Below are 21494 nucleotides of genomic sequence, written 5' to 3'. Positions count from 1 at the left end.
AAGTGCCAACATGGCGTGGACAATTCCACTACTCCATCTGCCCGTCCGCTGAGGGAGCGCCATGTCCGGACACGTCACCCCCCACACCCACAGGCATGCAGCACCGCCACCGACCGACTCCGACGGTCCGGTCGACCGCTGGTTCCGTATCACCGAGCGTGGATCCACCTATGCACGCGAGATACGCGGCGGCATGGCGACATTCTTTACGATGGCGTACATCATTGTGCTGAATCCCATCATCCTGGGTGGCGCAACCGACAAATTCGGCCATCAACTGTCAGGTCCCCAACTGGTCACCTCCACCGCGCTGGTGGCGGCCGTCATGACGTTCATCATGGGTGTCGGCGGCAATCTCCCGCTGGCCATCGCCACGGGCCTCGGCCTCAACGCCGTGGTGGCCTTCCAGCTCGCCCCGCTCATGAGTTGGCCGGATGCGATGGGCCTAGTGGTCCTGGAGGGCCTCGTCATCTGCGCACTGGTCGTCACGGGACTGCGCGAGGCGGTGATGTACTCGATCCCGCAGCCGCTCAAACAGGCCATCAGCGTGGGCATCGGCCTCTTCATCGCCTTCATCGGCTTCATCGACGCCGGCTTCATCACCCGTATCCCCGGCGACACCGGCACCGTTCCGGTTCAGCTCGGGGACGGCGGACGGCTCATCGGCTGGCCTGTGGTCATCTTCTGCCTCGGTGTCCTGCTCACCATCGCCCTCATGGCGCGCAAGGTCCGCGGCGCGCTCCTCATCGGCATCCTCACCATGACGGTCCTGGCGGTCGTGATCAACGAGATCGCCGACATCAACCCGGCCGCGTGGGGCGTCACCGAGCCGCGCGTGCCCGATGACGTCGTCGCCGCCCCCGACTTCGGGCTTCTGGGTTCCTTCAGCCTCTTCGGGGCGTTCGAACAAGTCGGCGTGATCACGGTCGTGCTGCTCGTCTTCACCCTCCTGCTCAGCGACTTCTTCGACACGATGGGCACCATCGTCGGTGTCACCAACGAGGCCGGGCTGCTCGACGAGCGGGGCCAGGTCCCCAACCTCGGCCGCGTCCTGCTGATCGACGGTGCCGCCGCCGTCGCGGGCGGTGCCGCCTCCTCCTCGTCCAGCACCAGCTACATCGAGTCGGCCGCGGGTGTCGGCGAGGGCGCCCGTACGGGTCTGGCGAGCGTCGTCACCGGCGGACTCTTCGCGGTCGCCCTTTTCCTCACCCCGCTCGCCACCGTCGTCCCGGCCCAGGCCGCGGCGCCCGCGCTGATCGTCGTCGGCTTCCTGCTGATGTCCCAGGTCCGGCACATCGACTGGGAGCACTACGAGATCGCGATCCCGGCGTTCCTCACGATCACCGTCATGCCGTTCACGTACTCCATCACCAACGGCATCGGCGCCGGCTTCATCGCCTACGCCGTCATCCAGACGGTGCTCGGCAGGGCGCGCGCGGTGCACCCGCTGATGTGGGGGACCTCGCTGCTCTTCGCGATCTACTTCGCGATCGAGCCGGTCGAGCAGCTCCTCGGGGTCAAGTGATCTGATCCGGCTGTGCGTTGCCCGCCCCCGGCGGATCCCTGTGAGGTCCGCCGGGGGCTTTGCCGTACGGGCGAGAGCCGCCTCGCGCTCCGCGTCGGGCCCGGGTCCGGGAGCCGGGGTCCGGAGTCCGGGAGTACGCGGTGCGGATTACGCGCCTCAGGTCCCGTCTCAGGCCGTCTGCGCGCTCGCGGCGGGCGCCTTCTCCCGGCGCAGCGCCAGCCCCGTCGCCACGGCGCCCAGCCCCTCCCAGAGCCCGACGCCCAGGAAGGCCCCCGGTGCCGTCCCGGCGAGCACGAGCAGCGTGAACACGGTGCAGGTGAGCAACCTGAAGGGCACCGTCCAGCGGAAGAAGGGGCGCCAGTCGGCGAGCGCCGCCAGCACGTAGTAGACGCCCATGTTCAGCGCGGCCATCGACGACGCCGCCAGGAAGACGGCCGTGTGATCTCCCTCCGGCCGGTCGCCGCTCGCGTTCGGGAGGCCGAGCAGCGCGAGCTGGGCGTCCGGGGCGGCCAGGCCCACCAGGCCCATGACGGCAGCGAGCACGCCGAAGACCGCCATGGTCCAGCCGGACGCGGAACGGGGCATGCTCATACGGGAATGCGTACGCGGACTCATCTGCGCATCCTCGCCCGAGGCCGGGCGCGAACGGGCGGGGCCTGTGAAATCGGCCGGGGAGCGACCGGGCAGCGGCCCGGTCCCGCGCCGAGAGCCGCGGGTCAGAGGCGCCGGGTCGCCGACGTCAGCCGGTTGCGGGCGTCGAACAGCGCATCCCTTATGGCCTGTTCATGCTGCGGGGTGAGCCGGGCCACCGGCACCGAGCAGCTCATCGCATCCCGCGCCGGCGTACGGTACGGGACCGCCACACCGAAGCAGCACAGGCCGAGCGTGTTCTCCTCGCGGTCCACCGCGTAGCCCTGCTCCCGGATGACATGCAGTTCCGCGATGAGCTTCTCGCGGTCGGTGACGGTGTGCTCCGTCACCGGACGCAAGGTCTCCGGGAGCATCGCGCGCACCTGCTCGTCGGAGTGGGTGGCCAGCAGTGCTTTGCCCAACGCGGTCGAATGGGCCGGGAGGCGGCGTCCCACCCGTGTGAAAGGGCGCAGATGGTGCCCTGACTGGCGGGTGGCGAGGCACACGACGGAGTCGCCGTCGAGCCGGGCGAGATGGATGGTCTCGGTGGTGTCGTCCGAGAGCCGGTCCAGGGTGGGCCGGGCGGCGGCGACCACGTCGTCCCCCTCGATGTACGAGGTGCCGACCTGCAAAGCCCGTACGCCGATGCCGTAGCGCGTGCCGGTCGCGTCGGTCTCGACCCAGCCGAGGTCGACGAGCGTGCGCAGCAGCATGTAGAGGCTGGACTTCGGGTAGCCGACGGCTTCCTGGACCGCGGCAAGGGTGTGCATCCCGGGCCGTCCGGCGAAGAACTCCAGCAATTCCACGGTCCGCACCGCGGATTTGACCTGGGCTCCCCCCGACTCGGCCACCGGCATCGCCCTTGACCCCTTCCTTCGACCGGAAATAGAGTCCCGGAAGATTCCGAGATTCATCATCAGGAACAACGTTCAGTATATCGAACATCACCTCGTGTTCGGCCGGTAGGAGGATCCGCGGTGGCAGCCCCAGTCTGGAGTGTCGACCCCCGAACCGGTAAGCAACGGGAGCAGGTTGCGGTCGAGGCCACCGCGGAGGAGGTCGACCGGACGGTCCGTGCCGCGCACGCCGCCCGTGACGCCCTCGCCGACAGGGGACTGCGCGCCGCGTTTCTCCGTACGGCCGCGGACCTGCTCGACGAAGCCGGAGAGTTCGTCATCGAGGCCGCCGACGCGGAGACCGCGCTCGGCCCGGGCCGTCTGACCGGCGAGCTGGCCCGGACGACCTACCAACTGCGCTCCTTCGCGCGGATCGTGGACGAGGGCGGCTTCCTCGACATCGTCATCGACCACGCCGATCCCGACGCCGGACCGGTGCCCCGCCCCGACCTGAGGCGCTACAAGGTGCCGCTCGGGGTCGTCGCCGTCTACGCCGCGAGCAACTTCCCCCTCGCCTTCTCCGTGCCCGGCGGTGACACCGCCAGCGCGCTCGCCGCGGGCTGCCCGGTCGTCGTCAAGGCGCACCCCGACCACCCCGGCACTTCAGAGGTGTGCGCATCCGTCCTGCGCAGGGCGGCCGCCAGGCACGGCCTGCCCGAGGGTGTGGTCGGCCTGGTGCACGGCTTCGACGCGGGCCTGGAACTGGTGCGGCACCCACTCGTCGCGGCAGCGGGATTCACGGGCTCCGTCCGCGGCGGACGGGCCCTCTTCGACGCGGCGGCCGCACGGCCGGTGCCCATTCCGTTCCACGGGGAGCTGGGCAGCCTCAACCCGGTCGTCGTCACCGAGAGCGCGGCGCGGGAGCGCGCGGAGGACCTCGGCGCGGGGCTGGCCGCGTCGATGACGCTCGGCGCGGGTCAGTTCTGCACCAAGCCCGGCCTCGTGCTCGCCCCCACGGGCGAGGCGGGGGACGCCCTGGTGGAGTCCCTGACCAAGGCGGTCAGCGACACGGCGGAGGGCGTGCTGCTCGATCTGCGGATGCGGGAGGCGTTCGTCGCGGGCGTACGGGACCGGGCGGCGCTCCCGGGCGTCAGCAGCCCCGTCACGCCCGGTGAGAGCGGCGAGACCGCGGTCGCCGGGGGGTTCCTCACCGTCCCGGCCGCCCGCCTCGCCGCCGGGGACGACCACGCCCTGCTGCTGGAGGAGTGCTTCGGCCCCGTCACGGTCGTCGCCCGCTACGAGGACGAGGCCGAGGTCACGGCGGTCATCGGGCGCCTGTCCGGCAGCCTCACGGCCACCGTCCACCTCGGGGATGCGGAGGCATCGGAGAGCGGCGGCCGGGCGGCGCGCCTGCTGGCCGAGCTGACGCCGCTGGCCGGACGGGTCCTCGTCGGCGGCTGGCCCACGGGGGTCGCGGTCGCACCGGCCCAGCACCACGGCGGCCCGTACCCGGCCACCACCTCGACCTCGACGTCGGTCGGCGGCACGGCGATCGAGCGGTGGCTGCGGCCGGTGACCTTCCAGACCACGCCCGACGCCCTGCTCCCCCCGGAGCTGCGCGACGCCAATCCGCTGGGGCTGGCGCGGCGCGTGAACGGCGTACGCGAGGGCTGAAGAGGTCCGCGCGCGTCTTGAATAGCGGGAATGGCACTCCGCGAACAACGGAACACGTCGCGAAGGCCCACGCCGGGGCCGGTATATGTGCAGGTCAGGCACTGCCCATAAGGATCGCTTGGGGAAAACCGGAGCAACTCGGCAATAGACGAGGGGTTCGGTGGGCCCCATAGTGATGGGCATGGAGAAGAGCCTCGGCGGCGCCGAGTTCGCGCCTCAGACGACCTACCTCAACACCGCCTCCAACGGACTCATCCCCGCACGTGCGGTAACCGCCATGCGCACCTCGGTGGAGGATGCGGCTGCGGGCAAGGCGGTGGACCACTTCAGCGCGGTCGAAGCCTCCCGGGCCTCGTACGCCCGGCTGGCCGGGGTGCCCGCCACGCGGGTGGCGGCCGGTGCCTCGGTCGCCGTCTATGCCGGACTGATCGCGGCCTCCCTGCCCTCCGGCGCGGAAGTCCTCGTCGCGGACGGCGACTTCAGCTCACTGGTCAACCCCTTCACGGTCCGCCGCGATCTGACCGTCCGCAGTGTGCCGCTGGACGACCTGGCCGCGGCGGTGCGCGAGGAGACCGCGCTCGTCGCCGTCAGCGCGGCCCAGTCGGCGAACGGCCGGATCGCCGACCTCGAGGCCGTACGCTCCGCCGCCCGCGCCCACGGGGCACGGACCCTCATCGACACCTCCCAGGCGGCAGGTTGGCTCCCGCTGAACGCCGGCGACCACGACTACACCGTGACCGTCGGATTCAAGTGGCTGATGTGCCCGCGCGGGGTCGCCTTCCTCACCGTTCCCGAGGACTTGGGCGGGCTCGTGCCCGTCTTCGCCGGGTGGGTCGCGGGCGAGAAGCCGTGGGACAGCTGCTACGGGCCGGTCGAGGAACTCGCCCGCTCCGCGCGCCGTTTCGACGAGAGCCCGAGCCTGTCCAGCTATGCCGCGGCCGAGCACTCCCTCGCGTTCATCGAGGAACTGGGCACCGACACCATCCACGCCCACGACGCCGCTCTGGCCGAACGCTTCCGCACGGGGCTCGCCGGGCTCGGGCAGGAGCCGATCGCGGCGCCGGGCTCGCCCATCGTCTCCGTTCCCGGTCTGGGGCATGCGGCGGCGGCGCTCGCGGAGGCCGGGGTGCAGGTCTCGGCGCGCGCCGGAAACCTCCGCGCCGCGTTCCACCTCTACAACACCTCGGCGGATGTGGACCGTCTGCTGGACGTGCTGTCCGGCAGCCTGGCGACGCGTAGCTGAGGCAGGGGGTCCCGGCGGTCGCCGAGGTCCCGGCGTGGTCGCCGAACCGCGGGACCCCGCCGTCAACTCCCGGACAGACGGAAGCCCCGCCCTGACACGCACCACGTCAGGGCGGGGCTTCCGGTTTCTCGCGGCGGCGCCCGGAGCGCGAACTCCGGGCGCCGGCAGCTCACTTCACCGGGGTGAAGTCCCGTGCGCCGATGAAGTCGGGCCGGCGTATCGGTGCCGCGAACGGCTCGACGGCCTCGTTCTCCACGCTGTTGAAGACGATGAAGACGTTGCTGCGCGGGAAGGGCGTGATGTTGTCGCCCGAACCGTGCATGCAGTTGCAGTCGAACCAGGTGGCGCACCCGGCTCTGCCGGTGAACAGCTTGATGCCGTGCCGGCTCGCGAAGTCCGTCAGAGCCTCGTCCGACGGCGTGCCCGCGTCCTGCATCTGCAGCGACTTCTTGTAGTTGTCCTTCGGCGTAGCCCCCGCACAGCCGAGGAAGGTCCGGTGCGAGCCTGGCATGATCATCAGGCCGCCGTTGGTGTCGTAATTCTCGGTCAGCGCGATCGAGACGGACACCGTACGCATGTTGGGCAGGCCGTCTTCGGCATGCCAGGTCTCGAAGTCCGAGTGCCAGTAGAAGCCCGAAGCACCGAAGCCGGGCTTCACGTTGATCCGGCTCTGGTGGACATACACGTCCGAGCCGAGGATCTGGCGGGCCCGGCCCACCACACGGGGGTCGCGCACCAGCTGCGCGAACACCTCACTGATCCTGTGCACCTCGAACACGGTCCGCACGTCCTGCGTCCTGGGCTCGACGATCGAGCGCTCGTCGGCGCGGATGGCGGGTTCGTTGATCAACCGGTCCAGTTCTGCCCGGTACGTCGCGACCTCATCCGGAGTGATGAGCTGGTCGACCGCCATGAAGCCGTCGCGGTCGAAGTCGCGCAGTTCGGACGGTTGGATGGGGCCAGGAGCCCCCGGCTCCGACCACACGACCGGGTCGAGACGCGGCGTGGCGACCTCGGTCGCGCCGCGTGTCGGGTAAAGGTCGGTCGTTCGCTCGGGTGCGGTTGTCATGGTGGTGCTCCTTCTCCTCTCGTACGGCCTGTCAGTCAGTGCCCTTTCGGTTGCGGGACAGGTCAGTTCCCGGCGGGCTCGGCGGGTTCGGTGAGCAGCGGGTAGACACCGTTCTCGTCGTGATCCTCACGGCCGGTGACCGGCGGGTTGAAGACGCAGACGACACGGAAGTCCGTCTTCGGGCGCAGGGTGTGGCGCTCGTGCCCGTCCAGGAGGTACATCGTGCCGGGAGTGATCACGTGCTTCTCGCCGGTCTCGTCGTTGGTCAGCTCGGCCTCGCCCTCGACGCAGAGCACGGCCTCGATGTGGTTGGCGTACCACATCGACGTCTCGGTCCCCGCGTAGAGGACGGTCTCGTGCAGGGAGAAGCCCACGCGCTCTCGGGCGAGCACGATGCGCTTGCTCTCCCAGGTGCCGGAAGCGGACTTCACATGCCGCTCGGTGCCCTCGATGTCCTTGAAGGATCGGACGATCACGGTGATTTGTGCCTTTCTTCTCTACGGTCGGCGGTGTTCGGCCGACGGTCAAGCTCTCCGGTCCCCGGAACGGCCCGGCCACCCGCGACGAGCGGCCGGGCCGTCCCGGCGGGAAAGTCAGGCCGTCTCACGCACCGCCCTGGCGAGGGTGCGCAGACCCTCGTCCAGCTCATCGGGTGAGATCGTCAGTGCCGGAAGCAGCTTGACGACCTCGCTCTGGGGGCCCGAGGTCTCGATGAGCAGCCCCAGTTCGAAGGCGCGGGCGGCGACGGCGCTCGCGCGGGTCTTGTCGGCGAACTCCATGCCCCAGACCAGTCCGCGGCCGCGGAAGTCGGGCTCCAGCTCGGGGTGTTCGTCGGCTATGGCGCGCAGGGCCTGCTCGACCTGCTCGCCACGGGCCAGAGTCTGCTTCTCCATCTGGCCGTCGGCCCAGTAGGTGTCCAGCGCGGCGGCGGCGGTGACGAAGGCCGGGTTGTTGCCGCGGAAGGTGCCGTTGTGCTCGCCCGGCTCCCAGATGTCCAGCTCCGGCTTGAACAGAGTCAGCGCCAGGGGCAGGCCGTAGCCGCTGATGGACTTGGAGACGGTGACGATGTCCGGGACGATGCCGGCCTCCTCGAAGGAGAAGAAGGCACCGGTGCGGCCGCAGCCCATCTGGATGTCGTCGACGATGAGCAGCATGTCGCGCCGCTTGCACAGGTCGGAGAGGTTGCGCAGCCATTCGGCGCGGGCGACGTTGATGCCGCCCTCGCCCTGCACGGTCTCGACGATCACGGCGGCGGGCTGGTTGAGGCCCGAGCCCTGGTCCTCCAGCAGCCGCTCGAACCACAGGAAGTCCGGGACCTGGTCGTCCAGGTAGTGGTCGAAGGGCATCGGGGTGCCGTGGACCAGCGGGATGCCGGCGCCGGCGCGCTTGAAGGCGTTGCCGGTGACGGCGAGCGAGCCCAGCGACATGCCGTGGAAGGCGTTGGTGAAGGACACGATCGACTCGCGGCCCTTGACCTTACGGGCCAGCTTCAGCGCCGACTCCACGGCGTTGGTGCCCGTCGGGCCCGGGAACATGACCTTGTACGGCAGGTCACGCGGGCGCAGGATGACGTTCTGGAACGCCTCGAGGAAGGCGCGCTTGGCCGTGGTCGACATGTCCAGGCCGTGCGTGACCCCGTCACGCTCGATGTAGTCGATGAGGGCACGTTTCAGCACCGGGTTGTTGTGGCCGTAGTTCAGCGACCCCGCGCCGGCGAAGAAGTCGAGGTAGGTGTGACCGTCCTCGTCGTACATGTAGCTGCCCTGTGCACGGTCGAAGACGGCGGGCCAGCTGCGGCAGTAGCTGCGCACCTCCGACTCCAGGGTCTCGAAGACACTCAGGTCGGGCTGGGTGATGGTCACAGCATGCTCCTGGGAGATGAGTGGGGAGAGGGAGAAGTCTGGGGGAGTCCTGGGCGGACGGGCCTAGGGCGCCACGGTTGCGAGCGGCGCGAGGGGGCCGATCTTGTACAGCACCTCGGGCTCGTGTCCGTCGTCAGGGAAGAGGCCGCCGTGGAACAGCACCTCGCGGTCGACCGATGCGCCATGGCGCTCGGCGTAGGAGGTGAACAGACGGTTGGAGGCGGTGTTGTCAGGGGTGATCGTGGTCTCCACGCGGCGTACGCCGAGCTCACCGGTCACACGGGCGGTCAACCCGTCCAGGAGCGAGGCGGCCAGCCCCCGGCCACGCTGGGACCGGTCGACGGCGACTTGCCAGACGACCAGGGTCTGCGGGCGCTCGGGACGGATGTAGCCGGTGACGAACCCGACGGGCTCGCCGCTGTCCTCGTCGCGCGCCACCACCGAGGTGCCCGCGAAGTCGCGGCACCACAGGAGATAGCTGTACGAGGAGTTCAGGTCGAGCACCTGAGAGTCGCGGGCGATGCGCCAGATCGCGGCTCCGTCCTCGACCCGCGGGGTGTCGATCACAATCCCCTCCGGTATTTCGAGGAATTCTCTGTGGGCGCCTGCAAGGTCTGCTTGTGCGGCGGTCATGCGTATTCAATTTACCCAGGCCAAATGAAAAATGCATCGCGAGGAGGGGTTCCGCTGCGGACCGATCTGTGGTATCGCGCGCGGGCCCGCATGCGCGCAGGCCTCCAAGGGTTTAGGCTAGTTTGCCCGGGCATACCAGGGCGAAGCCGACAGCTTGTGAAGTGTGTCACGCATCTGTAACGCCTGTGAGATCCGTCCGAATTACGGTGCCTCGCCCTAGCGAAACTTTAGCGTTTGGCCTCGCGAAAAGCGGGCAGACGAATACGGGGAGCTACGCTTCTGAAGAATTGGGAATTCGCCTTCGGAAGATATCCTGGATTTGCGGCCGGTGGGAAGTCCGGCCAGTGGGAGTCGTGGGTGCGGCCGGCGACCACCGACTCGTACAGTGCGTGCCATGAGCGAGAGCACGGTGCTGCACATCAAGGGGCGGGTGCTGGTCGGGCCCGAAGACGTCCGGGACGAGCTGTGGTTGGTGGACGGGAGAATCTCCTACGAGCGCCCCGCCGCGCGGGACGTCGGAACCCTCTCCGGCTGGGTCCTCCCCGGCCTGGTCGACGCCCACTGCCACGTGGGGCTCGACGCCCACGGAGCCGTCGACGACTCGACCAGCGAGAAGCAGGCGCTGACCGAGCGCGAGACCGGAGCCCTGCTGCTGCGCGACGCCGGATCACCCGCGGACACCCGCTGGATCGATGACCGCGAGGACCTGCCGAAGATCATCCGTGCCGGGCGTCACATCGCGCGCACCAGGCGTTACATCCGCAACTACGCCCATGAGATCGAGCCCGAGGACCTCGTCGCCTATGTTGCGCAGGAGGCGCGGCGCGGCGACGGCTGGGTCAAGCTCGTGGGGGACTGGATCGACCGCGGCACCGGAGACCTCAGCGCCTGCTGGCCGCGCGGCGCCGTCGAGGCCGCCATCGCCGAGGCCCACCGGCTCGGCGCCCGCGTCACCGCCCACTGCTTCGCCGAGGAGTCCCTGGCCGACCTGGTGGAGGCGGGCATCGACTGCATCGAGCACGCCACCGGGCTGACCGAGGAGACCATCCCGCTCTTCGCCGAGCGAGGCGTCGCGATCGTCCCGACCTTGGTCAACATCGCCACCTTCCCCGCGCTCGCCGACGCCGGCGCGGGCAAGTTCCCGCAGTGGGCCGACCACATGCGCAGGCTCCACGCCAGCCGCTACGACACCGTGCGTGCCGCCTACGACGCCGGCATCCCCGTCTACGCGGGCACCGACGCGGGCGGCGGGCTCGCGCACGGACTGATCGGCGCGGAGGTCGCGGAGCTCGTCACGGCGGGCATCCCGGTGGACGCCGCCCTGTCCGCGGCGACCTGGGGCGCAAGACAGTGGCTCGGCCGGCCGGGTCTGACCGAGGGAGCCCCGGCCGACCTGGTGGTCTACGAGACGGATCCGCGTGACGACGTACGGGTGCTGACCGAGCCGCTCCATGTCGTGCTACGGGGGCGCGTGGTCAGTTGAGCCCGGCGGGGGAGGGCGGTCAGGTGAGGTCCTCCCCGGTCGGAGGGGCGGTGGAGGGAGGGTCGGCGAAGGCGGCCGCCAGGGCGGCCGCTTCCCCGTACGACGGGACCGGCCTCTCCGGCTCATCGGTATGGGTGATGCCCCAGGCGACCTCGACCGCGCTGCCCAGGGCGGCGCGGAAGAGCAGCGAGCCGGTGCTGATGCGCCGTACGCCGAGCGCCGCCAGCTCTTCGTAACGATGACGGCCGGGCGCGAACAGGACGTTGAGCGGCAGGGCCGTGCGGGAGACCAGCGTGGTGATGCCGCCCGGGTCCTGCAGCCCGGGCACGAAGATGCCGTCGGCGCCCGCCCGTTCGTACGCCTCGGCCCTGCGGAGGGTCTCGGCCGCCGCGTCGTCCAGCGCCAGCCAGTACGGATCGGTCCGCGCGTTGACGAACAGATGCGGTACGCGCTCCTTGACGGCCGCGATCACCGCGCACTGGTGGTGCTGCGGGATCAGGGAGCCGTCCGGGCGGCCGTCCTCGATGTTCACCCCGACGACTCCGGCGTCCGCGAGACCGCCGGCCAACGCCGCGACGTCGCCGGGGTGTTCGGCGAAGCCGCCCTCGATGTCGACGGTGATCAGCGCCGGAAGCCGGACGAGGCGGCGGGCCAGGGCGAGGGTCCGGTCGCGGGTGGCGGCCTCCGCGTCCGGCAGTCCCGCCGCGGCCGCGACGCCGAGGCTCGTGGTGCCGATGGCAGCGAAGCCTCGCGCGGCGAGCGCGGCGGCGGAGGCGTGGTCCCAGGCGTTGGGCAGGAGCAGCGGGCGGTCTGCGTGATGGAGGCCGCGAAAGGCGGCGAAGCGGTCGTCGGTCACGCGCTTCATGATGCGGCAGGGGTCCGACAACGGGACGGGGCGGCGCTGCGCGGGTGACCGCTGCCGTGGGCTGCTGCGGAAGTCGTGGAAGTCGCAGGAGTCGTGGGGCCCGATGGGGGCGTGATGCGGAGGTGACGTGAGGGAACTCCCGTGCCGCCGGAATCGAATACCGAAGCGGAAACCACCCTTTGGAGTGAACTCACGTGAGGTCGCCGCGTGTTCACCCTCAGTGCGTAAGTATGACGAGCATCGAGGTCGCCGGCGCCCTTGATGTCCCCATTGGCGGGCGCCGTCGGCTCCATGTCTCTTGTGGGGGTTCAACCACCGTGAACAGCTCTGCCTTCAGCATGCCCGCGCGCCGTGCCGCCGCCGTGCTGACCGTCACCGTCCTGGCCGCAGGTCCCGCGGCTCTCATCGGGTCGGTGCCCGCGTACGCCACCGACGGGGACGGCGGCGGAAAGGCCGGTGCGGTCGTGCTCCGCACCGGCCTCGATGTCAATCTGCTCAACAAGACGGTCCATGCACCGCTGAACGTCGTCCTCAACGAGGTGGACGCGCCGGCCAGCGAGAACAAGACCGCGCTCACCGCGAAGCTGGACGGCGTCGACCGCGGCAGGCCCTTCAGCGTGCTGCGCGCCGATGTGGCCACCGCCTCCGCCACCACGGAGGGGGACAAGGCCAAGGGCTACGCCAACCTCGTCCGCGCCAAGGTGCATGTGCCGGGCCTTCCGCTGCGGTCCCTGATCGAGGTCGAGCAGGCCACCTCGAAGGCGGTGTGCGAGGCGGGCGAGAAGCCCACGGCCACGTCGAACGTGCTCGGCACGGTGCGGGTGCTCGGCAAGAAGGTCACTCTCAGCGCGAGCGGCACGACCGACGTCAAGGTCCCGGGCGTGGGCGAGGTGCGGCTCGACCTGTCGAAGACCTCCACCACCTCGCGCTCCGCCGCGGCCACCGCTCTGGAGTTGGCCGTCTCCGTCAACCCGGCGAAGCTCAATGTCGCCGAAGTGAACGGCAAGGTCACCCTTGTCCGGGCCACCTGCGAGAGCCCGTCGGGCACGCCGTCGACCGAGACGCCCGAGACGCCGGGCACCGAGACGCCCGCGCCGGAGAACCCCGAGACCGAGAAGCCGGACGTCAGCACCCAGACCGGTAAGCAGGGGACGGACAACCTCGCGGAGACCGGCGGCAGTTCCACCACCCCGTACCTCGCGGGCGGTGCGGCGCTGCTGATCGCCGCGGGCGGCGGAGCGGTCGTCCTGGCCCGTCGGCGCCGCCAGAACTGACGGCGGCGCGCTGATGCCGGGCGTCGACGCGGTGGCCCGCACGCCGACTCGTTGACGCCCGGGACCGCCGACCCGGGCCCCTCCCGGCCCGGCCCGGCCCGGGTCGGGTCGGGTCGGGCCGGGACGGCGTGCGGGCCGGGCTGCGGGCTGGGCGCCGGGCCGGGTTCTGTGTGCCGCCGGGGTCGGCGCCAGCGCCGACCCGGTGTGCTTCATGGTTCGGCGGGTGCCGCGGTCAGGGTTCGTCGAGGGCGCAGTGCGGGCCCGGGTCAGTGTTCGGTCAGGACCTTGGCCAGGGCCTCGACGAAACGGTCGGTCGTGCCGCGGTCGCGCACGGCCAACCGCAGCCAGTCCGGGCCCAGACCGGGGAACGTGTCGCCGCGGCGCACCGCGTACCCCAGCTCGCGCAACCGCTCCCGTACGGCGGTCGCCCCGGCAAGACGCAGCAGCACGAACGGTCCCGCGGCGGGCTCGCACACGTGCACACCCTCGAACTCGGCCAGCCGGGCGATCAGATGGGCCCGGTCCGAGGCCAGATGGTGTGCGGCGTGCGCGGCCTCGGCGAGCGCCGGGGGCGCGCTGCACGCCTCCGCCGCCGTCAGCGCCGGAGCGGACACCGGCCACAGGGGCTGGGTCTGTTCCAGCGCGGCGACCAGACCGGGTTCGGCGAGGGCGTAGCCGATGCGCAGCCCCGCCAGTCCCCATGTCTTGGTCAGGCTGCGCAGCACGACCAGCCCGGGCAGATCCGTCCGCGAGGCCAGCGACTCCCGTTCGCCCGGCACCGCGTCCATGAACGCCTCGTCCACGACAAGGATCCGCCCCGGGCGGGCCAGCCGGGCGAGATCGTCCGCCGGGTGCAGTACGGACGTGGGGTTGGTGGGGTTGCCGACCACGACGAGGTCGGCGTCCTCCGGGACCGCGTCCGGTCGGAGCCGGAAGCCGCCCCCCTCGTCCAGGACGACCCGCTCCACCGCATGACCCGCATCCCGCAGAGCCGCCTCCGGCTCCGTGAACTGCGGATGCACGACGACGGGGCGCTGTGCACGGAAGGCACGGGCGACGAGCACGAACGCCTCCGCCGCCCCGGCCGTCAACAACACACGGTTCACCGGCAGTTCATGCCGTGCAGCCACGGCCTGGCGCGCCGACCGCTGGTCCGGATAGACGGCGAGCCCGTCGAGAGACGAGGCGATCCGGGCCTTGAGCCAGGCCGGCGGGGTGCCGGCGCGGACGTTGACCGCGAGATCGGTCAGCCCGGCGCCGGCACCCCGGACTTCCGCGTCGCCGTGGTGCCGCAGGTCGTGAGCGCCCGGCCGGTCTCCCCCTGAGCCATGACACTCGGGCGTTGTGTGCTGCTGCTGATGCGCTGTCTGCGGATCGTGCATGATGTGCGGCTCCCGCGCTGTGTGCGGATCGGGTGTGCCCGGCGGCACCTGCGATGCGAGTGGCTTCGGTACGGCCTCCGAATCTCTTGTGGACCGGACCCACCCGCATCCCCTGTCGCGAAGGCTTGCGGCTTGCGGATGGGATGCGGCCTGCGGATCGGGTGCGGGCCGCGCATCAGGCGCGGACCGCGGATCGGGTGCCAACGGACCGTCTGCCGCGCCGGGTTCAGTGGGCGTGCGCATGTCCGCCGTGCTGGTGGTCACCGCCGCCGGCGTAACCGTGCCGCCGGTCGCCTTCGGCGGACTCCTCGACGGCCTCCCGATAGCGCTCCATGACCAGGTTCACCAACTCCTCGGTGGCCCCGATGACATCGGCCGAGATCACATCCACCTCGGGGTGGGCCGCCGCCCAGCCCTCCGTCTGCATCCGCACCCGGTCCGGCAGAACGCCGGTGAACAGGAAGTACGGCAGGACGACGATGCGGCGTGCGCCGAGCCGTACGCACCGGTCCAGCCCCGATGGCACATCGGGCGCCGCCAGGGACACGAAGGCGGTCTCCACGCCCGCGAACCCGCGGCCCTCCCAGAACAGCCGTGCGGCCCTGTGCACCTCCGCATTGGCTTCCGGGTCGGTCGAGCCGCCGCCCACCAGCAGGACTGTCGTCCCGGCCCGGTCGGAGGGCCTGCGGGCCCCCTCGCCCAGGGTGTCCTCCAACCGCCGCTCCAGCATGGCCAGCACCTTGGGGTGCGCCCCCAGCGGTCGGCCGTACTGGTACGAGATGCCGGGGTGCCGCTCCTGCTCGCGGGCCAGGGCGGCCGGGATATCACCGCCAGCGCGCCCGGCGGTGACCAGGGTCAACGGCACGACCGTCATATGGCGCGCGCCCTGCTCGGCGAGTTCGGACACGGCTTCCGCCAGCGGCGGCGAGGACTGCTCGGTGCATCCGCCCGCCACGGGCAGGCCGGGGTTGCGCCGGCCCAGCTCGCGCACGAAGTCGCGAAAGGCCTCGGCTCCCGCTTCGTCACGCGTTCCGTTGGCGGCGATGAGCAGCGCGGGCGGGGTGGTCACGAGTACTCCTCGGTGGTGCGGAGGGAGCCGACCGATCCGGACGGTTCGGTGTACAACGGTGCGTTCACGGCGGTTGCGGCGACCGCGGAACCACCGTGGCCCGAGACGTTACTGACGACCGGGGGACCGCGCGCACCCAGGGCCGTATCGTTCCGCACCGACCCGGCGGAACGGACCGGCGGGCCGATGCTTCCGCCGACGTCGGGCCCGGCCACGAGCGGTCGGTCCGCAGCGGAGGAAGCCCGGCCGGCCGTCCGGACCGCTGGCGGTGCCCTGCTTGTGTACGCCGTGCGCATGAGGGGTCTTTGCGCCGCGGAGTTCGCCGCGGAGTTCGTCGTGGACTGAGCCGCGGGATGTGGTGGGGGAACCCTCGGTGGTCCCGGATCCCGGCAGCGCTGTGCGGGGCCTTCATGTCGGCCACGGGGTGCCGTCAGGAGCCGCTCTGCGGCCCGTCGCTTCGCGGAACGGGGAGGCGTGCGCGTCGCCTGCCACCGGTCCTCGTCCGGTCGCAGGCGCGCCGCCGTCCCGACAGCGGCGGGCCACCGCCGCGGTCGCCTTGGCCGGGCGGCCCTCCGGCGCGGACTTCCGCTTGGGCACGAGGAGTTCGGCGCCCTGTCCGGCGGCGAGCAGCGCAGCGGCCTCGGCGACGCTCGGCGTGCCGACGGCGGGCAGTGGCGCCTCGGACGGGTTGGGCACGTCGGCACCCGCCAGAACGTCGGCCGCATAGGTGCGCAGCCTCACCCCGAGCTCCCGGGCGGCGTCGACGAGCCCCGGCTCGTCGGCCTTGGCGTCGACCGTGGCCAGCACGGTGACCGACAGAGCCGACAGCCCCGCCTCGGCCAGGGTGTCCCGGATCAGTTCCAGCACTTCGTCCTTCCCCACCCCGCGGCTCGCCCCGACGCCGACAGTCAGGAACGGCGGCCGCGCCGCCGCAGACCCCTCGTCGAGCGGAACAGCCCGGTCGGTGATCCGGAGAACGGCCGACTCCGCACTGTTTGCTGCGGGTGTGGGCGACGCGGGTGCGGGTGGCGCGGGTGGTGCGGGAGGTGCGGGAGGTGCGGGCGGTGCGGGTGCGGGCGGTTCGTGTGGCGTGGTCGGTGCGGGTGCGGGTGCGGGTGCGGGTGCGGGGAGTGCGGGCCCCAAGGACGCCGCGTCCTGCCCTGGCTGGCACCGCCCCTCCTGGAGCGGGGCCGGGTGCGGCCACGGGGTGTCCGCGCACAGAGCGACCGGCAGGCCGTACGGCGTCGCGCGGTTCGGCCGGCTCCTCACCTTCGGCTCACCCCCGAAGACACCTTCGACCTCACGGTCCGCACCTGTTCACGAACCTGCCCGCGATGCCCGGTACGGCTGCCCAGTGCACATGGACGTACGAAGCGTGCACGCCGCCCCGGACGAACCCCTCGACGCGCGGCGCCGGTTGGCGCACGCCCCAGGCGGGCGTCTCGCCGGCGCCCGGCTCGATCACGGTGCGGTGGAACTCGTGCCCCCGCATCCGCGTACCGGCTGTGGCCAGCACGCTGTCCGAGACCGCGACCGCCTCGCGATAGCCCAGCGTCAGCCGCTCGGACATACGGGCCTCCGCATCCAGGACGCCGCACATCGGACTGTCGTCCAGGGACCTGGACAGATAGAGCAGCCCCGCGCACTCGGCCGCCACCGGGGCGCCGGAGGCGGCGAGTTCCGCCACCGCCTTGCGGAGCGGCTCGTTCGCCGACAGCTCCGGGGCGTAGACCTCGGGAAAGCCACCGCCGATGACCAGTCCGGCGGTTTCGGGCGGGAGTTCCTCGTCCCGCAGGGGGTCGAAGACGGCCACGTCCGCACCTGCCACGGTGAGCAGTTCGGTGAGCTCGGCGTAGCAGAAGGTGAAGGCAGGCCCCCCGGCCACCGCGACAACGGGGCGGCCCGCGGAGCCCGTTGCGCCCCTCGGCCTCATCACGCGCCTCGGCTCCATCACGCCTCTCGGCTGCCTGGCACCCCCCGGCTCCCTGGCACCCTTCGTCACCATCGCGCCGTTCGCTTCCATCGCGTCGGGGAGCGTCGCCCCCGCGCGCCCCGTTCCGGCCGGCGACACCTCTCCGCTCCCCGGGACGGGCGGCGTCACGCGGCTCCCCGCTTCCCCCAGGGCCCTCACCGGGTCCCAGGGCTCCTCCCGCAGCGCCGGAGCGCTGCGGGCCAGCGTCATCAGGGACTCCAGATCGCAGCCCGCGCGTATCCGCTCGGCCCACGCCGCGACCGATTCCGTCGCCTCGCGGTGCCGCTCCGCCGCAGGGATGAGCCCCAGGTGACGGGACGGCGTGCTGACGCCGTCCGCTCGCCGCAGGACGCCCATGACCGGGACACCGGAGGCGTCCAACGCCTCGCGGAGCAGGGCCTCGTGGCGGTCCGAAGCGACCTTGTTGAGGATCACCCCGCCGATCCGCACCTCCGGGTCCCACGACGCGAAGCCGTGCACCAGCGCCGCCACCGAACGCGACTGCGACGAGGCGTCGACCACCAGCACCACCGGTGCCCGGAGGAGCTTCGCGACATGCGCCGTCGACGCCAGCTCCCCCTGCCCGGCCGCACCGTCGTACAGCCCCATCACACCCTCGACGATCGCGAGATCGGCTCCGGCCGCCCCGTGCAGGAACAGCGGGGCGATCAGCTCCGGGCCGCACAGATACGCGTCCAAGTTGCGGCCCGGCCGGCCCGTCGCCAGCGCGTGGTAGCCCGGGTCGATGTAGTCCGGGCCCACCTTGTGCGGGGACACGGCAATCCCGCGCCGCGCGAACGCCGCCATCAGCCCCGAGGCCACCGTGGTCTTGCCACTCCCGGAGGCGGGCGCGGCAACGACCAGGCGCGGAACGGCGATCGGTGCCCTGACCGGGGCGCCGGTCGATGACCCGGTCGCCGGCGCGGCTGACGCGTCGATCGCCGCGGTACCCGGTGCGGCGGGGCCGGAGGGTCTCACCACTCGATGCCCTTCTGGCCCTTCTGGCCGGCGTCCATCGGGTGCTTGACCTTGGACATGTCGGTGACCAGATCGGCTGCGTCGAGCAGCTTCTCCAGAGCGTTACGCCCGGTGATGACGACATGCTGCGTGCCCGGGCGGTCCCGCAGCACCGACACCACCTCGTCGGTGTCCACCCAGCCCCAGTGCATCGGATACGCGAACTCGTCGAGGACGTAGAACCGGTATGTCTCCGCCATCAGGTCGCGCTTGACCTGCTCCCAGCCTTCCCGCGCGGCCTCCTCGCTCGACTCGATGTCGCGCTGGACCCACGACCAGCCCTCGCCCATCTTGTGCCATGAGACGGTCCCCCCTTCGCCCGAGTCGCCCAGGACCCGCAGCGCGCGCTCCTCGCCGACCCGCCACTTCGCGGACTTCACGAACTGGAATACACCGACCGGCCAGTTCTGGTTCCACGCCCGCAGCGCCATCCCGAAGGCGGCCGTCGACTTCCCCTTCCCGACCCCCGTGTGCACCATGAGCAGCGGCCGGTTCCGGCGCTGCCGGGTCGTCAGCCCGTCCTCCGGCACGACACTCGGCTTTCCCTGCGGCATCAGGCGGCCCTCCTCGTCCTCGGTGTCCCCGCACTCGGCACATCGCGCACATCCCGGACCAGGGACGCGACGCTGTCCGCGCGCAGTTCGTCCAACGTCACGGCCACGCCCCCCAGATCGCGGGCCAGCGCCCCCGCCAGCCCCAGCCGCACCGGCCCGGTCTCGCAGTCCACGACCACCGACGCCGTCCCCTCGGCCGCCAGCATCCGGGCGGAGCGCGTCGCCAGCGCGACCGGATCCTTGCCCCCCGTCGCCCGCCCGTCCGTCACCACGACCAGCAGCGGCCGGCGCGCCGCGTCCCGCATCCGCTCGATCCGCAGCACCTCGCGGGCCTTCAACAGGCCGGCGGCCAGCGGCGTACGGCCGCCGGTCGGCAGCTTCTCCAGCCGCGCCGCGCCCGCCTCCACCGACGAGGTGGGCGGCAGCGCGACCTCCGCATCCGTGCCGCGGAAGGTCACCAGGCCGACCTTGTCCCGCCGTTGGTAGGCGTCGAGCAGCAGCGACAGCACGGCCCCCTTGACCGCGCTCATCCGCTGCCGGGCCGCCATCGACCCCGAGGCGTCCACGACGAAGAGCACGAGATTGCCCTCGCGCCCCTCCCGTACCGTCTGCCGCAAGTCGTCCCGCCGCACCAGGAGTCCGGGGCCCGAGCGGCCCCGCGCGTGCTGGTGCGGGGCGGCCGCCCGGACCGTCGCCGCCAGGTGCAGCTTGGTCAGCGGGCCGCGGGGGTGCTTGGCCCCCGTCGTACGCCCGTGGTCCGTGCGCGCCCGGGAGCGCCGGCCGGCGGCGCCGTCACCCAGGCCGGGGACGCTCAACGTGCGCGTACGGAACGGGTCCGCCGCACCGACGGCCGCCTGTTCGCGCCCCTGCCCCGGGCCGCTGTCGCCGTCGTCCGACGCGTCCGGTGCGGCCGAGGCGTGCGGGCTCGGCTGCTCCTCCGCCCCCTCCCGGCCGGATCCGTCCTCGGCGCGCGGCTCGGGGACCGGCGGCTCGGACGCCTGGCTCTCACCGGCGGGCGGGGGTCCCTCAGGGGACGGTGCGTCCGGAGGCGGCGTACCGCCCCCGTCCCCACCGGGCCCGGGGTCCGGGTCCGGGTCCGGATCGGGGTCGTCCGGGTCGCCGAACTGCTCCAGCGTCTCGTCCAGTTGGTCCTCGTCCAGCCCCGGGGCATCGAACGGGTTGCGCCGCCTCCGGTGCGGCAGCGCCAGCAGCGCCGCCTGCCGTACGTCCTCCGCGAGCACATCCGTGCGCCCCGCCCACGCCGCGAGTGCCGTCGCCGTCCGCGCGGTCACGATGTCCGCGCGCATCCCGTCCACCTCGAACGCGGCGCACACCGCCGCGATCCGCCGCAGTGCGCCGTCCCCGAGCCGGACCGAGGGCAGCAGCGCGCGGGCCGCCGCGATCCGCTCCCGCAGCTCCCGCTCCTCCTCCGCCCAGCGGGCCGCGAAGGCGGCGGGGTCCTCGTCGTACGCCAGCCGGCGGCGCACGACCTCCACCCGCTGGTCCGGCTCGCGCGAGGCCGCGACCTCCACCGTCAGTCCGAACCGGTCGAGCAACTGCGGGCGCAGCTCGCCCTCTTCCGGGTTCATGGTGCCGACCAGCAGGAAGCGGGAGGCGTGCCGCACGGAGACACCTTCCCGCTCCACGTACGAGGCGCCCATCGCCGCCGCGTCCAGCAGCAGGTCCACCAAGTGGTCGTGGAGCAGATTGACCTCGTCCACGTACAGCACACCGCGGTGGGCGTCCGCCAGAAGGCCCGGTTCGAAGGCCTTCCTGCCTTCCGACAGGGCCCGTTCGATGTCCAGGGCGCCCACCAGCCGGTCCTCGGAGGCGCCGACCGGCAGTTCGACCATGCGGGCCGCCCGCTGTACGGCGGGGCCCGCATCGTGCGGCCCGTCCGGGCACGCCCCGTCGGGTGCCGCGGGGTCGCAGGAGAACCGGCAGCCCGGCACGACCCCGACCGGCGGCATGAGGGCGGCCAGAGCCCGCACCGCGGTGCTCTTCGCCGTGCCCTTCTCGCCGCGGACCAGGACGCCGCCGACGGCCGGGGAGACCGCGTTCAGCAGCAGACCGAGCCGCAGGTCGGCCATCCCCACGATCGCCGTGAACGGATAGTGGGGCACGGCGGAGCGATCCGCGACTGCGGGATCGGTGACGGTGGTACGAGTGGTCATGCTTGATGGCCCTCCAGATCGCCCTCGGGCTGCAGTTGGATCGCGCGGAGCCGCGCCGGCGTCACCGGGGCCGGTGACGCCGGCCGGCGCGCGGGCACCGTACGTGCCGTGCTTCCCGCCTCGGTCTCGCTCACGGTGCACCGGCCTCCTTGTTCGTTCGCCACACCCCGAAGCACCCTCGTGCCGCCCGGGGAGCGGCAGTTGTCCGCCGGGGCCCGGCGGGCGGCGGCGT

The 21494-nt window shown here is 72.0% G+C and carries 19 protein-coding genes; 5 read left to right on the top strand and 14 right to left on the bottom strand.

What is annotated here, in order from left to right; translation table 11 throughout:
* Nucleotides 1–61 precede the first annotated feature (61 nt).
* Nucleotides 62–1525, top strand: a complete 1464-nt coding sequence (locus tag ACGFNH_RS00390) for an NCS2 family permease (protein WP_393650733.1) — start codon at nt 62–64, stop codon at nt 1523–1525.
* Nucleotides 1526–1693: 168 nt separating this feature from the next.
* Here the strand turns inward: ACGFNH_RS00390 and ACGFNH_RS00385 are convergent, their stop codons facing one another.
* Together ACGFNH_RS00385 and ACGFNH_RS00380 are read right to left on the bottom strand one after the other, a co-directional pair.
* Nucleotides 1694–2116: a hypothetical protein gene (locus tag ACGFNH_RS00385; RefSeq protein WP_393650732.1), complete on the bottom strand. Its 423-nt coding sequence runs from the start codon at nt 2114–2116 to the stop codon at nt 1694–1696.
* Nucleotides 2117–2241: 125 nt separating this feature from the next.
* The gene (locus ACGFNH_RS00380; protein ID WP_393650731.1) at nt 2242–3012 is read right to left on the bottom strand and encodes an IclR family transcriptional regulator; all 771 of its coding nucleotides are present in this window, start codon (nt 3010–3012) and stop codon (nt 2242–2244) included.
* A gap of 120 nt (nt 3013–3132) precedes the next feature.
* Between ACGFNH_RS00380 and ACGFNH_RS00375 the strand changes: the two genes are divergently transcribed.
* Both ACGFNH_RS00375 and ACGFNH_RS00370 read left to right on the top strand, forming a co-directional pair.
* Entirely contained in the window at nt 3133–4665 is a 1533-nt protein-coding gene (locus tag ACGFNH_RS00375) for an aldehyde dehydrogenase (NADP(+)) (RefSeq protein ID WP_393650730.1), read from the top strand.
* Nucleotides 4666–4846: 181 nt separating this feature from the next.
* Nucleotides 4847–5908: an aminotransferase class V-fold PLP-dependent enzyme gene (locus ACGFNH_RS00370; RefSeq protein ID WP_393650729.1), complete on the top strand. Its 1062-nt coding sequence runs from the start codon at nt 4847–4849 to the stop codon at nt 5906–5908.
* Nucleotides 5909–6077: 169 nt separating this feature from the next.
* On the opposite strand, the gene thpD is transcribed toward ACGFNH_RS00370, so the two are convergent.
* The 4 genes from thpD to ectA form a co-directional block, all read right to left on the bottom strand.
* Complete coding sequence (thpD, locus tag ACGFNH_RS00365) at nt 6078–6977, bottom strand: ectoine hydroxylase (protein WP_393650728.1); 900 nt, start codon at nt 6975–6977, stop codon at nt 6078–6080.
* 62 nt (nt 6978–7039) lie between these two features.
* A complete protein-coding gene (locus ACGFNH_RS00360; RefSeq protein ID WP_393650727.1) occupies nt 7040–7453 on the bottom strand; it encodes an ectoine synthase in 414 nt (137 codons plus the stop codon).
* A gap of 117 nt (nt 7454–7570) precedes the next feature.
* Complete coding sequence (ectB, locus tag ACGFNH_RS00355) at nt 7571–8839, bottom strand: diaminobutyrate--2-oxoglutarate transaminase (protein WP_393650726.1); 1269 nt, start codon at nt 8837–8839, stop codon at nt 7571–7573.
* Between the two features lie 63 nt (nt 8840–8902).
* The gene (gene ectA / locus ACGFNH_RS00350) at nt 8903–9472 is read right to left on the bottom strand and encodes a diaminobutyrate acetyltransferase (protein ID WP_393650725.1); all 570 of its coding nucleotides are present in this window, start codon (nt 9470–9472) and stop codon (nt 8903–8905) included.
* Between the two features lie 394 nt (nt 9473–9866).
* On the opposite strand from ectA, the gene ACGFNH_RS00345 reads away from it, so the two are divergent.
* Complete coding sequence (locus ACGFNH_RS00345) at nt 9867–10955, top strand: amidohydrolase family protein (protein ID WP_393650724.1); 1089 nt, start codon at nt 9867–9869, stop codon at nt 10953–10955.
* Between the two features lie 19 nt (nt 10956–10974).
* Here ACGFNH_RS00345 and ACGFNH_RS00340 read toward each other — a convergent pair whose 3' ends face one another.
* Complete coding sequence (locus ACGFNH_RS00340; RefSeq protein WP_393650723.1) at nt 10975–11820, bottom strand: isocitrate lyase/phosphoenolpyruvate mutase family protein; 846 nt, start codon at nt 11818–11820, stop codon at nt 10975–10977.
* Between the two features lie 317 nt (nt 11821–12137).
* Between ACGFNH_RS00340 and ACGFNH_RS00335 the strand changes: the two genes are divergently transcribed.
* Nucleotides 12138–13094: an SCO1860 family LAETG-anchored protein gene (locus ACGFNH_RS00335; protein ID WP_393650722.1), complete on the top strand. Its 957-nt coding sequence runs from the start codon at nt 12138–12140 to the stop codon at nt 13092–13094.
* Nucleotides 13095–13360: 266 nt separating this feature from the next.
* On the opposite strand, the gene cobC is transcribed toward ACGFNH_RS00335, so the two are convergent.
* The 7 genes from cobC to ACGFNH_RS00300 form a co-directional block, all read right to left on the bottom strand.
* A complete protein-coding gene (gene cobC / locus ACGFNH_RS00330; protein ID WP_393650721.1) occupies nt 13361–14476 on the bottom strand; it encodes an Rv2231c family pyridoxal phosphate-dependent protein CobC in 1116 nt (371 codons plus the stop codon).
* 226 nt (nt 14477–14702) lie between these two features.
* Nucleotides 14703–15545 (bottom strand): sirohydrochlorin chelatase, encoded by an 843-nt coding sequence (locus ACGFNH_RS00325; RefSeq protein WP_393650720.1) that lies wholly within the window; start codon nt 15543–15545, stop codon nt 14703–14705.
* Nucleotides 15546–15953: 408 nt separating this feature from the next.
* Nucleotides 15954–16814, bottom strand: coding sequence for a cobalamin biosynthesis protein (locus ACGFNH_RS00320; RefSeq protein ID WP_393650719.1), 861 nt, complete (start codon nt 16812–16814; stop codon nt 15954–15956).
* 31 nt (nt 16815–16845) lie between these two features.
* Nucleotides 16846–18396: a cobyrinate a,c-diamide synthase gene (locus ACGFNH_RS00315; protein ID WP_393651452.1), complete on the bottom strand. Its 1551-nt coding sequence runs from the start codon at nt 18394–18396 to the stop codon at nt 16846–16848.
* A gap of 95 nt (nt 18397–18491) precedes the next feature.
* Entirely contained in the window at nt 18492–19088 is a 597-nt protein-coding gene (gene cobO / locus ACGFNH_RS00310; protein WP_393650718.1) for a cob(I)yrinic acid a,c-diamide adenosyltransferase, read from the bottom strand.
* A complete protein-coding gene (locus ACGFNH_RS00305) occupies nt 19088–21262 on the bottom strand; it encodes a putative cobaltochelatase (RefSeq protein ID WP_393650717.1) in 2175 nt (724 codons plus the stop codon). Before ACGFNH_RS00305 ends, cobO begins: the two co-directional genes overlap by 1 nt.
* Nucleotides 21259–21396 (bottom strand): hypothetical protein, encoded by a 138-nt coding sequence (locus tag ACGFNH_RS00300; RefSeq protein WP_393650716.1) that lies wholly within the window; start codon nt 21394–21396, stop codon nt 21259–21261. The genes ACGFNH_RS00305 and ACGFNH_RS00300 overlap by 4 nt, the downstream gene beginning before the upstream one ends.
* Between the last annotated feature and the right edge of the window lie 98 nt (nt 21397–21494).

The sequence above is a fragment of the Streptomyces sp. NPDC048639 genome (assembly GCF_043199075.1).
Lineage (GTDB): Bacteria > Actinomycetota > Actinomycetes > Streptomycetales > Streptomycetaceae > Streptomyces.
Note: the sequence above shows the minus strand (reverse complement) of the source record. Positions and strands in the feature narration are given on the sequence as shown.